At 42.6% G+C, this 12,731-nt stretch carries 16 protein-coding genes; all 16 read left to right on the forward strand.

What is annotated here, in order from left to right:
- Positions 1-67: 67 nt before the first annotated feature.
- The 16 genes from MKY50_RS00255 (at position 68) to fin (ending at position 12,723) form a co-directional block, all read left to right on the forward strand.
- Entirely contained in the window at positions 68-835 is a 768-nt protein-coding gene (locus MKY50_RS00255) for a TatD family hydrolase (RefSeq protein WP_014475570.1), read from the forward strand.
- A gap of 155 nt (positions 836-990) precedes the next feature.
- Positions 991-2,304 (forward strand): ubiquitin-like domain-containing protein, encoded by a 1,314-nt coding sequence (locus tag MKY50_RS00260; RefSeq protein ID WP_015715099.1) that lies wholly within the window; start codon positions 991-993, stop codon positions 2,302-2,304.
- 144 nt (positions 2,305-2,448) lie between these two features.
- Positions 2,449-3,009 (forward strand): ribonuclease M5, encoded by a 561-nt coding sequence (gene rnmV, locus MKY50_RS00265; RefSeq protein ID WP_015253010.1) that lies wholly within the window; start codon positions 2,449-2,451, stop codon positions 3,007-3,009.
- Positions 3,002-3,880 carry a 16S rRNA (adenine(1518)-N(6)/adenine(1519)-N(6))-dimethyltransferase RsmA gene (rsmA, locus tag MKY50_RS00270; protein WP_015253009.1) on the forward strand — a complete coding sequence of 293 codons (879 nt, stop codon included), beginning with the start codon at positions 3,002-3,004 and terminating at the stop codon, positions 3,878-3,880. Before rnmV ends, rsmA begins: the two co-directional genes overlap by 8 nt.
- Before the next feature lie 161 nt (positions 3,881-4,041).
- Positions 4,042-4,914 carry a sporulation-specific protease PrtG gene (gene prtG, locus MKY50_RS00275; RefSeq protein ID WP_015382563.1) on the forward strand — a complete coding sequence of 291 codons (873 nt, stop codon included), beginning with the start codon at positions 4,042-4,044 and terminating at the stop codon, positions 4,912-4,914.
- A 210-nt stretch (positions 4,915-5,124) separates the two neighbouring features.
- Entirely contained in the window at positions 5,125-5,385 is a 261-nt protein-coding gene (gene veg, locus MKY50_RS00280) for a biofilm formation stimulator Veg (RefSeq protein WP_003218330.1), read from the forward strand.
- Between the two features lie 159 nt (positions 5,386-5,544).
- Entirely contained in the window at positions 5,545-5,730 is a 186-nt protein-coding gene (locus MKY50_RS00285) for a small, acid-soluble spore protein, alpha/beta type (RefSeq protein WP_003218333.1), read from the forward strand.
- A 147-nt stretch (positions 5,731-5,877) separates the two neighbouring features.
- Positions 5,878-6,747 carry a 4-(cytidine 5'-diphospho)-2-C-methyl-D-erythritol kinase gene (gene ispE / locus MKY50_RS00290; protein ID WP_003226742.1) on the forward strand — a complete coding sequence of 290 codons (870 nt, stop codon included), beginning with the start codon at positions 5,878-5,880 and terminating at the stop codon, positions 6,745-6,747.
- Positions 6,748-6,802: 55 nt separating this feature from the next.
- Positions 6,803-7,660, forward strand: coding sequence for a pur operon repressor (purR, locus tag MKY50_RS00295; protein ID WP_003218342.1), 858 nt, complete (start codon positions 6,803-6,805; stop codon positions 7,658-7,660).
- Positions 7,657-8,034, forward strand: a complete 378-nt coding sequence (gene ridA, locus MKY50_RS00300; protein WP_003226738.1) for a 2-iminobutanoate/2-iminopropanoate deaminase — start codon at positions 7,657-7,659, stop codon at positions 8,032-8,034. The genes purR and ridA overlap by 4 nt, the downstream gene beginning before the upstream one ends.
- A 194-nt stretch (positions 8,035-8,228) precedes the next feature.
- The gene (spoVG, locus tag MKY50_RS00305) at positions 8,229-8,522 is read left to right on the forward strand and encodes a septation regulator SpoVG (RefSeq protein WP_003218346.1); all 294 of its coding nucleotides are present in this window, start codon (positions 8,229-8,231) and stop codon (positions 8,520-8,522) included.
- A gap of 192 nt (positions 8,523-8,714) precedes the next feature.
- Entirely contained in the window at positions 8,715-10,085 is a 1,371-nt protein-coding gene (gene glmU, locus MKY50_RS00310; protein WP_015382564.1) for a bifunctional UDP-N-acetylglucosamine diphosphorylase/glucosamine-1-phosphate N-acetyltransferase GlmU, read from the forward strand.
- Between the two features lie 22 nt (positions 10,086-10,107).
- The gene (locus MKY50_RS00315; protein ID WP_003218353.1) at positions 10,108-11,061 is read left to right on the forward strand and encodes a ribose-phosphate diphosphokinase; all 954 of its coding nucleotides are present in this window, start codon (positions 10,108-10,110) and stop codon (positions 11,059-11,061) included.
- Between the two features lie 84 nt (positions 11,062-11,145).
- A complete protein-coding gene (locus tag MKY50_RS00320; RefSeq protein ID WP_003243443.1) occupies positions 11,146-11,760 on the forward strand; it encodes a 50S ribosomal protein L25/general stress protein Ctc in 615 nt (204 codons plus the stop codon).
- A gap of 106 nt (positions 11,761-11,866) precedes the next feature.
- A complete protein-coding gene (gene pth / locus MKY50_RS00325; RefSeq protein WP_003226727.1) occupies positions 11,867-12,433 on the forward strand; it encodes an aminoacyl-tRNA hydrolase in 567 nt (188 codons plus the stop codon).
- A 59-nt stretch (positions 12,434-12,492) separates the two neighbouring features.
- Positions 12,493-12,723 (forward strand): anti-sigma-F factor Fin, encoded by a 231-nt coding sequence (gene fin / locus MKY50_RS00330; RefSeq protein ID WP_003243417.1) that lies wholly within the window; start codon positions 12,493-12,495, stop codon positions 12,721-12,723.
- The last annotated feature ends 8 nt before the right edge of the window (positions 12,724-12,731 follow it).

The raw sequence follows: 12,731 nt of genomic DNA on the forward strand, positions 1-12,731 counted from the left end.
AGGTGTTTCACGTGTAACAATTCGTCGAACACCTTTTGTGTTTCGACAAGAAAGGAGTTTTTCACTTATGTTGTTTGACACACATGCGCATTTAAATGCAGAACAATATGATACTGATCTTGAAGAGGTTATTGAACGGGCAAAAGCTGAAAAAGTTGAACGAATTGTCGTAGTTGGTTTTGACCGTCCGACGATTACCCGTGCGATGGAAATGATTGAGGAATATGATTTTATTTATGCAGCCATTGGCTGGCACCCTGTTGACGCTATTGACATGACAGAGGAAGACTTAGCGTGGATTAAAGAGCTTTCTGCTCATGAGAAAGTGGTAGCGATAGGGGAAATGGGACTGGATTATCATTGGGATAAATCACCTAAAGATATTCAAAAAGAGGTGTTTAGAAAACAAATCGCCTTAGCGAAAGAGGTCAATTTGCCTATTATCATTCATAACCGTGATGCAACGGAGGATGTCGTGACCATTTTGAAAGAGGAAGGCGCAGAAGCTGTGGGCGGAATCATGCACTGCTTTACAGGAAGTGCGGAAGTGGCAAGAGAATGCATGAAAATGAATTTTTATTTATCATTTGGGGGACCGGTGACATTTAAAAATGCGAAGAAACCGAAGGAAGTAGTGAAGGAAATTCCCAATGACCGGCTGCTGATTGAAACGGACTGCCCGTTTCTCACACCGCACCCTTTCCGCGGGAAAAGAAATGAGCCAAGCTATGTGAAATATGTGGCAGAACAAATCGCCGAATTAAAAGAAATGACCTTTGAAGAGATTGCTTCCATCACGACTGAAAATGCGAAAAGACTTTTCCGTATAAACTGACAAAAAACGCTAGCGGGTTTTGTAAGAGCTTGTCCCTTACAGCGTTTTTCTATAAAAGTTCTACATGCTTTCTTCTCCTCATAGGATAGGTTTGTCGACAAGTCTTTCTTCCGTTTCTCAGTGTATTTCAGGATAATGAAGAGGACACTGAGCTTTTGGGAGAAAGAGAAGGGAGGGTTGACAGCCTTTTAGATACTCTATATAATCTCTCCGAGGAGAAGGAGGCGTTTTTCATCACACAAAAAATGAAAAAGCTGTTTTCCGTAAAGCTTAGCAAAAGCAAAGTCATTCTGGTTGCTGCTTGTTTGCTTTTGGCAGGAAGCGGGACTGCGTACGCGGCTCATGAGCTGACGAAACAATCAGTCTCAGTTTCTATCAATGGCAAAAAGAAACATATACGCACACATGCAAATACAGTCGGTGATCTTTTGGAGACGCTTGATATAAAGACAAGAGACGAAGACAAGATCACACCTGCTAAACAGACAAAGATAACAGCAGACATGGACGTTGTGTATGAGGCTGCAAAACCTGTAAAGCTTACAATAAACGGGGAAGAAAAGACGTTATGGTCAACAGCAAAAACGGTCGGTGCATTACTGGACGAACAAGATGTTGATGTGAAAGAACAAGATCAAATTGATCCCGCAATAGATACAGATATTTCGAAAGACATGAAGATTAACATAGAGCCCGCATTTCAGGTTACTGTGAATGATGCAGGGAAACAAAAGAAGATTTGGACGACTTCGACTACGGTCGCTGACTTTTTAAAACAGCAAAAGATGAACATAAAAGACGAAGATAAAATCAAGCCTGCGTTAGATGCAAAGCTGACGAAAGGAAAGGCTGATATTACAATTACTCGTATCGAAAAGGTCACCGATGTAGTTGAAGAGAAGATTGCGTTCGATGTGAAAAAGCAAGAAGACGCTTCTCTTGAAAAAGGGAAAGAAAAGGTCGTCCAAAAAGGAAAAGAAGGCAAGCTAAAAAAACATTTCGAAGTTGTTAAAGAAAACGGTAAAGAAGTGTCCAGAGAGCTTGTAAAAGAAGAAACAGCTGAACAAAGCAAAGATAAAGTGATTGCTGTCGGCACAAAGCAAAGCAGTCCAAAAGTTGAAACGGTCAGTGCTTCAGGTGATTCAAAAACAGTTGTGTCCCGCAGCAATGAATCAACAGGCAAAGTCATGACTGTATCATCTACGGCTTATACGGCAAGCTGCAGCGGTTGTTCAGGACATACAGCGACAGGCGTCAATTTAAAAAATAATCCGAATGCCAAAGTCATCGCTGTGGATCCAAATGTCATTCCGCTAGGCTCCAAAGTCCACGTGGAAGGCTATGGATATGCCATTGCTGCAGATACCGGTTCAGCGATTAAAGGGAACAAGATAGACGTCTTTTTCCCAGAGAAATCATCGGCGTACCGATGGGGAAATAAAACAGTCAAAATTAAAATCTTAAATTAATATATACTTATGTATTCAGAGGGTTTTGCGCCCTCTGTTTTTTTCGTTATAATAGACAAAGTGCATTTTCTGCTTATTAGACGCTCGATATAAGAAAAAGTTTCATGAATATACAAAAGTTTTTATTTTGTCTTGGAGGAAATAATGAAAATTAAAGAGATCATTGTGGTCGAGGGGCGTGACGATACGGCCCGCATCAAATTGGCTGTTGATGCAGACACAATTGAAACAAATGGTTCAGCCATCGATGATCATGTGATTGACCAAATCCGTTTGGCCCAGAAGACCAGAGGCGTCATTATTTTAACGGATCCGGACTTTCCGGGAGAGAAGATTCGCAAAACCATCTCAGAGGCTGTACCCGGCTGTAAGCATGCATTTTTGCCAAAACATCTTGCCAAACCTAAAAACAAGCGGGGAATTGGTGTAGAGCATGCATCGGTTGAAAGCATTAGGGCATGTTTAGAAAATGTGCATGAGGAGATGGAAGCGCAGCCGAGTGACATTTCAGCTGAGGATTTGATTCATGCCGGACTAATAGGCGGGCCTGCGGCCAAACGCCGCCGGGAACGACTGGGTGATCTGTTGAAAATCGGCTATACAAATGGCAAACAGCTTCAAAAACGGCTGCAAATGTTTCAAATTAAAAAAAGTGATTTTATGAGTGCGCTCGATACCGTTATGCGGGAGGAACAGAATGAATAAAGATATTGCGACACCGATTAGAACGAAAGAGATACTGAAGAAATACGGTTTTTCTTTTAAAAAGAGCTTAGGACAGAATTTCTTAATTGATACGAACATTTTAAACAGAATTGTTGATCACGCGGAAGTGACTGAGAAAACAGGTGTCATTGAAATCGGCCCGGGAATCGGGGCTTTAACCGAACAGCTTGCCAAGCGGGCGAAAAAGGTCGTGGCATTTGAGATTGACCAGCGATTATTGCCGATTCTGAAGGATACGCTGTCACCTTACGACAATGTCACTGTCATTCATCATGACGTGTTAAAGGCTGATGTCAAATCGGTCATTGAAGAACAATTTCAAGATTGTGATGAGATCATGGTAGTTGCCAACCTTCCTTATTACGTAACAACACCGATTATCATGAAACTGCTTGAAGAACACCTTCCGCTGAAAGGGATTGTGGTCATGCTGCAAAAAGAAGTGGCTGAGCGCATGGCGGCTGATCCTTCATCTAAGGAATACGGCTCGCTTTCAATCGCGGTGCAGTTTTATACAGAAGCCAAAACGGTGATGATCGTTCCGAAAACCGTATTTGTTCCTCAGCCTAATGTCGATTCCGCAGTCATCCGTCTGATTCTCCGAGACGGCCCGGCAGTGGACGTGGAAAACGAATCCTTTTTCTTTCAGCTCATCAAGGCAAGCTTTGCACAGCGCCGTAAAACGCTGCTCAATAACTTAGTTAACAATCTGCCTGAAGGAAAAGCGCAAAAATCAACGATTGAGCAAGTGCTCGAAGAAACAAATATTGACGGTAAGCGCCGAGGTGAATCCCTGTCTATTGAGGAGTTCGCAGCGCTGTCTAACGGATTGTATAAAGCCCTTTTCTAAAAGGGCTTTTTGTTTTGCGCACCACATGGACTGCCGCTACATAGGCTAGAGAAGGACCTTTCATTCAATGATAAGAAAAAACTTGGACTCAGCGAAAAAAGGCGCTTTCTCAAGGCTCTTTCTTTCATGATGAGGCTTAGTCTATGTGTGGAGTGAGGAACGTGCAATTTCAAATAGGGGATATGGTAGCCAGAAAATCCTATCAGATGGATGTTTTGTTTCGAATTATAAGAATAGAGCAAACAAGCAAAGGAAATTCAATTGCCATTTTGCATGGAGATGAAGTCAGGCTGATTGCTGATTCGGATTTTTCTGATCTGGTGGCAGTGAAAAAGGATGAGCAGATGATGCGGAAAAAGAAAGATGAGAGCAGAATGAATGAGTCGCTCGAATTACTCCGCCAAGATTATAAGCTGCTCAGAGAAAAGCAGGAGTACTATGCGACAAGCCAATATCAGCATCAGGAGCATTATTTCCATATGCCGGGCAAAGTGCTTCATCTGGATGGTGACGAAGCATATCTGAAAAAATGCCTGAATGTCTATAAAAAAATTGGAGTGCCGGTCTATGGCATCCATTGCCATGAAAAGAAAATGTCTGCTTCTATTGAAGAATTGCTCGACAAATATCGACCTGATATCCTGGTGATCACAGGGCATGATGCGTATTCGAAGCAAAAGGGCGGAATTGATGATTTGAATGCGTACAGACATTCTAAGCACTTTGTTGAAACTGTTCAAACAGCCCGAAAAAAGATCCCTCACTTAGATCAGCTTGTTATTTTTGCGGGGGCCTGCCAATCCCATTTTGAATCACTCATCAGAGCGGGTGCGAATTTTGCAAGTTCACCGTCAAGAGTCAATATTCATGCGCTTGATCCGGTATATATCGTCGCGAAGATCAGCTTTACGCCGTTTATGGAACGGATTAATGTATGGGAAGTGCTCCGTAATACGCTGACAAGAGAGAAAGGGCTTGGAGGTATTGAAACAAGAGGAGTTCTGAGAATTGGTATGCCTTATAAGTCCAATTAACAGTTGAAAACCTGCATAGGAGAGCTATGCGGGTTTTTTATTTTACATAATGATACATAATTTACCGAAACTTGCGGAACATAATTGAGGAATCATAGAATTTTGTCAAAATAATTTTATTGACAACGTCTTATTAACGTTGATATAATTTAAATTTTATTTGACAAAAATGGGCTCGTGTTGTACAATAAATGTAGTGAGGTGGATGCAATGGCGAAGACGTTGTCCGATATTAAAAGATCGCTTGATGGGAATTTAGGTAAAAGGCTGACGTTAAAAGCAAACGGTGGCCGCCGAAAAACGATTGAGCGTTCGGGCATTTTAGCTGAGACGTACCCTTCTGTTTTTGTGATACAACTAGATCAAGACGAGAACTCGTTTGAAAGAGTTTCATACAGTTATGCTGATATTTTGACTGAGACTGTTGAGCTGACATTTAATGATGACGCCGCAAGCTCAGTGGCATTTTAACGGGCAGTGAACCTTTTGTTTACTGCTTTTTGTTTTGCCCTTTTTTGGTTTCCAATAATTTTAACGAAAGTTCCATCTGATTTAACAAAAGATAAAACAGTCACATATTATCGTGACGTGCACGAATGGCTATCACTTCTAAAAAAGGGGTTGTTTCGTTTGGGCAGACGTCGTGGAGTTATGTCAGATGAGTTTAAATATGAGCTGGCTAAAGACCTTGGTTTTTATGACACAGTAAAAAATGGCGGCTGGGGTGAAATTCGGGCCCGCGATGCCGGTAACATGGTGAAGCGTGCCATTGAAATCGCCGAACAGCAAATGGCTCAGAATCAGAATAACCGATAAGGATGTGACCCGGGGGACGTGCTGTTCCCTGGTTTTTTTATTTTGGATATAAATACATAATGGGCTGAATATGGATATGTTCATCCTGTACTTCAAATGTGATACAATGTTCATACTTATGTTTAGATGGAGAAGTAGGTGAAAGCTATGCGTATTTTAGAAAAAGCGCCAGCTAAGATCAATCTGTCACTTGACGTCACCCGAAAACGCCCGGATGGCTATCATGAAGTCGAAATGATCATGACGACAATTGATTTAGCTGATCGAATCGAATTGACGGAGCTTGCAGAGGATGAAGTGAGGGTTTCCTCCCACAACCGATTTGTGCCTGATGACCAAAGAAACTTAGCTTATCAGGCTGCCAAGCTGATCAAGGACAGATACAACGTGAAAAAGGGAGTTTCCATCATGATTACGAAGGTAATTCCGGTGGCTGCCGGTCTTGCCGGCGGAAGCAGTGATGCGGCGGCGACGCTCAGAGGGCTGAACAGACTGTGGAATTTAAATCTGTCCGCGGAAACGCTTGCTGAGCTTGGAGCGGAAATTGGCTCTGACGTTTCATTTTGTGTCTATGGCGGAACTGCATTAGCAACAGGGCGCGGCGAGAAAATTAAACATATCAGCACGCCTCCGCACTGCTGGGTCATTTTAGCGAAGCCGACAATCGGTGTTTCAACTGCTGAAGTGTACAGAGCGCTGAAACTGGATGGTATAGAGCATCCCGATGTACAAGGAATGATCGAGGCGATAGAAGAAAAGAGTTTTCAGAAGATGTGCAGCCGTTTAGGCAATGTGCTTGAATCTGTTACGCTCGATATGCATCCTGAAGTTGCAATGATCAAAAACCAGATGAAACGCTTTGGTGCAGATGCCGTGTTAATGAGCGGGAGCGGCCCGACAGTGTTTGGACTGGTTCAGTATGAGTCGAAGGTGCAGAGAATTTATAACGGGTTAAGAGGCTTCTGCGATCAAGTTTATGCGGTGAGAATGATCGGCGAACAGAACGCTCTTGATTAAATCCGTATGTTAAGTTATATTGATCTTAAAATATTCGGATTTTGGGGGTAAGTTCATGAAGTTTCGTCGCAGCGGCAGATTGGTGGACTTAACAAATTATTTGTTAACCCATCCGCACGAGTTAATACCGCTAACCTTTTTCTCTGAGCGGTATGAATCTGCAAAATCATCGATCAGTGAAGATTTAACAATTATTAAACAAACCTTTGAACAGCAGGGGATTGGTACTTTGCTTACTGTTCCCGGAGCTGCCGGAGGCGTTAAATATATTCCGAAAATGAAGCAGGCTGAAGCTGAAGAGTTTGTGCAGACACTTGGACAGTCGCTGGCAAATCCTGAGCGTATCCTTCCGGGCGGTTATGTATATTTAACGGATATCTTAGGAAAGCCATCTGTACTCTCCAAGGTAGGGAAGCTGTTTGCTTCCGTGTTTGCAGAGCGCGAAATTGATGTTGTCATGACCGTTGCCACGAAAGGCATCCCTCTTGCATATGCAGCTGCAAGCTATTTGAATGTGCCTGTTGTGATCGTTCGTAAAGACAATAAGGTAACAGAGGGCTCCACAGTCAGCATTAATTACGTTTCAGGCTCCTCAAACCGCATTCAAACAATGTCACTTGCGAAAAGAAGCATGAAAACGGGTTCAAACGTACTCATTATTGATGACTTTATGAAAGCAGGCGGCACAATTAATGGTATGATTAACCTGTTGGATGAGTTTAACGCAAATGTGGCGGGAATCGGCGTCTTAGTAGAAGCCGAAGGAGTAGATGAACGTCTTGTTGACGAATATATGTCACTTCTTACTCTTTCAACCATCAACATGAAAGAGAAGTCCATTGAAATTCAGAATGGCAATTTTCTGCGTTTTTTTAAAGACAATCTTTTAAAGAATGGAGAGACAGAATCATGACAAAAGCAGTCCACACAAAACATGCCCCAGCGGCAATCGGGCCTTATTCACAAGGGATTATCGTCAACAATATGTTTTACAGCTCAGGTCAAATCCCTTTGACTCCTTCAGGCGAAATGGTGAACGGCGATATTAAGGAGCAGACTCATCAAGTATTCAGCAATTTAAAGGCGGTTCTGGAAGAAGCGGGTGCTTCTTTTGAAACAGTTGTAAAAGCAACTGTATTTATCGCGGATATGGAACAGTTTGCGGAAGTAAACGAAGTGTACGGACAATACTTTGACACTCACAAACCGGCGAGGTCTTGTGTTGAAGTAGCGAGACTCCCGAAGGATGCGTTAGTCGAGATCGAAGTTATTGCACTGGTGAAATAATAAGAAAAGTGATTCTGGGAGAGCCCGGGATCACTTTTTTATTTACCTTATGCCCGAAATGAAAGCTTTATGACCTAATTGTGTAACTATATCCTATTTTTTCAAAAAATATTTTAAAAACGAGCAGGATTTCAGAAAAAATCGTGGAATTGATACACTAATGCTTTTATATAGGGAAAAGGTGGTGAACTACTGTGGAAGTTACTGACGTAAGATTACGCCGCGTGAATACCGATGGTCGCATGAGAGCGATTGCATCCATCACGCTGGATCACGAATTTGTTGTACATGATATTCGTGTGATTGATGGAAACAATGGTCTTTTCGTTGCGATGCCGAGTAAACGCACCCCTGATGGAGAGTTCCGCGATATTGCTCATCCTATTAATTCAAGCACGCGAGGAAAGATTCAAGATGCCGTGTTAAATGAGTATCATCGTCTGGGTGACACTGAAGCATTAGAATTCGAAGAAGCTGGAGCTTCTTAAAAAATAACCAAAAAGCAAGGACTGCTGAAAGGGCTGACATAAGCCTTTTGCCAGCGGTCCTTTTTTAATTCTGATTTTTCAAACTTAGCTGCACTCAATAGAAAATTCTTGCACTTCATGAAGTCTCCTTGAAATCAGAAGATATTTAGGATATATTTTTCTATGGATAAAAGGGATATTGGAGGCCAATAAATGGATAAGCGGTTTGCAGTTGTTTTAGCGGCTGGACAAGGAACGAGAATGAAATCGAAGCTTTATAAAGTCCTTCATCCAGTTTGCGGTAAGCCTATGGTAGAGCACGTCGTGGACGAAGCCTTAAAATTATCTTTATCGAAGCTTGTCACGATTGTCGGACATGGTGCGGAAGAAGTGAAAAAGCAGCTTGGTGATAAAAGCGAGTACGCGCTTCAAGCAGAACAGCTTGGCACTGCTCATGCTGTAAAACAGGCACAGCCATTTCTTGCTGACGAAAAAGGCGTCACGATTGTCATTTGCGGGGATACACCGCTTTTGACAGCAGAGACGATGGAACAGATGCTGAAAGAACATACACAAAGAGAAGCGAAAGCTACGATTTTAACTGCGGTTGCAGAAGATCCAACCGGATACGGCCGCATTATTCGCAGCGAAAACGGAGCGGTTCAAAAAATCGTTGAGCATAAGGACGCCTCTGAAGAAGAACGTCTTGTAACTGAGATCAATACCGGTACGTATTGTTTTGACAATGAAGCGCTATTTCGGGCTATTGATCAGGTGTCTAATGATAATGCCCAAGGCGAGTATTATTTGCCGGATGTCATAGAGATTCTTAAAAATGAAGGCGAAACTGTTGCCGCTTACCAGACTGGTAATTTCCAAGAAACGCTCGGAGTTAATGATAGAGTTGCTCTTTCTCAGGCAGAACAATTTATGAAAGAGCGTATTAATAAACGGCATATGCAAAATGGCGTGACGTTGATTGACCCGATGAATACGTATATTTCTCCTGACGCTGTTATCGGAAGCGATACTGTGATTTACCCTGGAACTGTGATTAAAGGTGAGGTGCAAATCGGAGAAGATACGATTATTGGCCCTCATACGGAGATTATGAATAGTGCCATTGGCAGCCGTACGGTTATTAAACAATCGGTAGTCAATCACAGTAAAGTGGGGAATGATGTAAACATAGGACCTTTTGCTCACATCAGACCTGATTCTGTCATCGGGAATGAAGTGAAGATCGGGAATTTTGTAGAAATTAAAAAGACTCAATTCGGAGACCGAAGCAAGGCATCTCATCTAAGCTATGTCGGCGATGCTGAGGTAGGCACTGATGTAAACCTGGGCTGCGGTTCAATTACTGTCAATTATGATGGAAAGAATAAGTATTTGACAAAAATTGAAGATGGCGCGTTTATCGGCTGCAATTCCAACTTGGTTGCCCCTGTCACAGTCGGAGAAGGCGCTTATGTGGCGGCAGGTTCAACTGTTACGGAAGATGTACCTGGAAAAGCACTTGCTATTGCCAGAGCGAGACAAGTAAATAAAGACGATTATGTGAAAAATATTCATAAAAAATAATCCTAAATTCGGAGGTTTATCCATGTCTAATCAATACGGAGATAAGAATTTAAAGATTTTTTCTTTGAATTCGAATCCAGAGCTTGCAAAAGAAATCGCAGATATAGTTGGAGTTCAATTAGGGAAATGTTCTGTCACAAGATTTAGTGACGGGGAAGTCCAAATTAATATCGAAGAAAGTATTCGCGGATGTGATTGTTACATCATCCAGTCTACAAGTGACCCCGTTAACGAGCATATTATGGAACTGCTGATTATGGTAGATGCGTTAAAACGCGCTTCTGCAAAAACGATTAACATTGTTATTCCTTATTACGGTTATGCGCGTCAAGACAGAAAAGCAAGATCCCGTGAGCCAATCACAGCTAAACTTTTCGCTAACCTGCTTGAAACAGCCGGGGCGACTCGTGTGATTGCACTTGACCTGCATGCGCCGCAAATTCAAGGATTCTTTGATATACCGATTGACCACTTAATGGGTGTTCCGATTTTAGGAGAATATTTTGAAGGCAAAAATCTTGAAGATATCGTCATTGTTTCACCAGACCATGGCGGTGTGACACGTGCCCGCAAACTGGCTGACCGACTAAAAGCGCCAATTGCGATTATCGATAAACGCCGTCCGCGTCCAAACGTGGCGGAAGTCATGAATATTGTAGGTAACATCGAAGGGAAGACTGCTATCCTCATCGATGACATTATTGATACTGCAGGTACGATTACACTTGCTGCTAATGCGCTCGTTGAAAACGGAGCGAAAGAAGTATATGCATGCTGTACACACCCTGTACTATCAGGCCCTGCGGTTGAACGGATTAATAATTCAACAATTAAAGAGCTTGTTGTGACAAACAGCATCAAGCTTCCTGAAGAAAAGAAAATTGAACGCTTTAAGCAGCTTTCAGTCGGACCGCTTCTGGCCGAAGCGATTATTCGCGTTCATGAGCAGCAATCAGTCAGCTATCTGTTCAGCTAAACCATTTTTCGAGGTTTAAATCCTTATCGTTATGGGTATTGTTTGTAATAGGACAACTAAAACGACAATAGGATGGTGCTGAATATGGCAACTTTAACGGCAAAAGAAAGAACGGACTTTACTCGTTCGTCTCTTCGGAATATCCGTACTTCAGGACATGTTCCAGGTATCATATATGGGAAGGATACGGGCAACAAACCTGTGTCATTAGACAGTGTGGAGCTCATCAAAACGCTGAGGGACGAAGGCAAAAATGCAGTCATTACGCTTGAGGTCAGCGGAGAAAAACACTCCGTCATGGTAACAGACCTGCAGACGGACCCGCTGAAAAATGAAATCACTCATGCTGATTTTCAAGTAGTTAATATGAGTGAGGACATTGAAGTGGAAGTTCCGATTCATCTGACCGGAGAAGCCATTGGAGTGAAAAACGGAGGCGTACTGCAGCAGCCGTTATATGCACTTACTGTAAAGGCCAAGCCAAAAGCCATTCCGCAAACGATTGAGGCTGATATTTCAAGCCTCGATGTAAATGAAGTACTGACGATTGCAGATTTGCCTGCTGGCGGTGACTACTCCTTTAATCATGAATCAGATGAGGTTGTGGCTTCAATCCTTCCTCCGCAGCAGCAGGAAGCAGCTGAGGTGGATGAAGAGGAATCTGCCGATGCTCAGCCAGAAGGTGAAAACGAACAATAATAGCTTAAGGCGTAACCCTCCCGCGGTTACGTCTTTTGTGCTAGAATGAGAAGAATTATAGCCCGTTTATGAAGACGGGAGTTATGTGACTAAGGGAGGATTCGCCATGCTTGTGATTGCCGGTCTCGGAAACCCGGGGAAGAACTATGAAAATACACGGCATAATGTCGGATTTATGGTGATAGATCAGCTTGCAAAGGAATGGAATATAGAGCTGAATCAAAATAAATTTAACGGATTATACGGAACCGGATTTGTTTCCGGCAAAAAGGTTCTACTTGTTAAACCGCTTACATATATGAATTTATCAGGAGAATGTTTGCGGCCTTTAATGGACTACTATGATGTCGATAACGAAGATTTGACAGTCATTTACGACGACCTTGACCTTCCGACTGGCAAGATCCGTTTAAGAACGAAAGGAAGCGCCGGAGGGCACAATGGCATCAAATCACTGATCCAGCATCTTGGAACGTCCGAGTTTGACCGTATCCGCATCGGAATCGGCCGGCCTGTAAACGGCATGAAGGTCGTTGATTATGTGTTAGGCTCCTTTACCAAGGAGGAGGCACCTGAGATCGAAGAAGCGGTTGATAAATCTGTGAAGGCTTGTGAGGCTTCTTTGAGTAAACCGTTTTTAGAAGTCATGAACGAATTTAACGCAAAGGTATAAAATGTAACAACAAAGTCCATACTACACCAAAATGACTTTTTCATCAGGAGGTCCCTTGTATGGCTTTGCATTATTATTGTCGTCATTGCGGAGTGAAAGTAGGCAGTCTCGAATCTTCAATGGTATCGACAGACTCACTTGGATTTCAGCACTTAACAAATGAGGAAAGAAACGATATGATTTCTTATAAAGAAAATGGAGATGTCCATGTTTTGACGATATGTGAAGACTGCCAAGAGGCGCTTGACCGAAATCCGCATTACCACGAATATCACACATTTATTCAATAAAAAGCTTT

Origin of the sequence: Bacillus sp. FSL R7-0685, assembly GCF_038002425.1 — a bacterium.
Taxonomy (GTDB): domain Bacteria; phylum Bacillota; class Bacilli; order Bacillales; family Bacillaceae; genus Bacillus; species Bacillus subtilis.

What these genes read in the sequence shown, in the direction of transcription:
- ispE (WP_003226742.1), top strand. Translation starts at nt 5,878, where the DNA reads ATGCGTATTTTAGAAAAAGCGCCAGCTAAGATCAATCTGTCACTTGAC.
- pth (WP_003226727.1), top strand. Translation starts at nt 11,867, where the DNA reads ATGCTTGTGATTGCCGGTCTCGGAAACCCGGGGAAGAACTATGAAAAT.
- glmU (WP_015382564.1), top strand. Translation starts at nt 8,715, where the DNA reads ATGGATAAGCGGTTTGCAGTTGTTTTAGCGGCTGGACAAGGAACGAGA.
- ridA (WP_003226738.1), top strand. Translation starts at nt 7,657, where the DNA reads ATGACAAAAGCAGTCCACACAAAACATGCCCCAGCGGCAATCGGGCCT.
- MKY50_RS00315 (WP_003218353.1), top strand. Translation starts at nt 10,108, where the DNA reads ATGTCTAATCAATACGGAGATAAGAATTTAAAGATTTTTTCTTTGAAT.
- rsmA (WP_015253009.1), top strand. Translation starts at nt 3,002, where the DNA reads ATGAATAAAGATATTGCGACACCGATTAGAACGAAAGAGATACTGAAG.
- purR (WP_003218342.1), top strand. Translation starts at nt 6,803, where the DNA reads ATGAAGTTTCGTCGCAGCGGCAGATTGGTGGACTTAACAAATTATTTG.
- rnmV (WP_015253010.1), top strand. Translation starts at nt 2,449, where the DNA reads ATGAAAATTAAAGAGATCATTGTGGTCGAGGGGCGTGACGATACGGCC.
- MKY50_RS00255 (WP_014475570.1), top strand. Translation starts at nt 68, where the DNA reads ATGTTGTTTGACACACATGCGCATTTAAATGCAGAACAATATGATACT.
- fin (WP_003243417.1), top strand. Translation starts at nt 12,493, where the DNA reads ATGGCTTTGCATTATTATTGTCGTCATTGCGGAGTGAAAGTAGGCAGT.
- MKY50_RS00320 (WP_003243443.1), top strand. Translation starts at nt 11,146, where the DNA reads ATGGCAACTTTAACGGCAAAAGAAAGAACGGACTTTACTCGTTCGTCT.
- veg (WP_003218330.1), top strand. Translation starts at nt 5,125, where the DNA reads ATGGCGAAGACGTTGTCCGATATTAAAAGATCGCTTGATGGGAATTTA.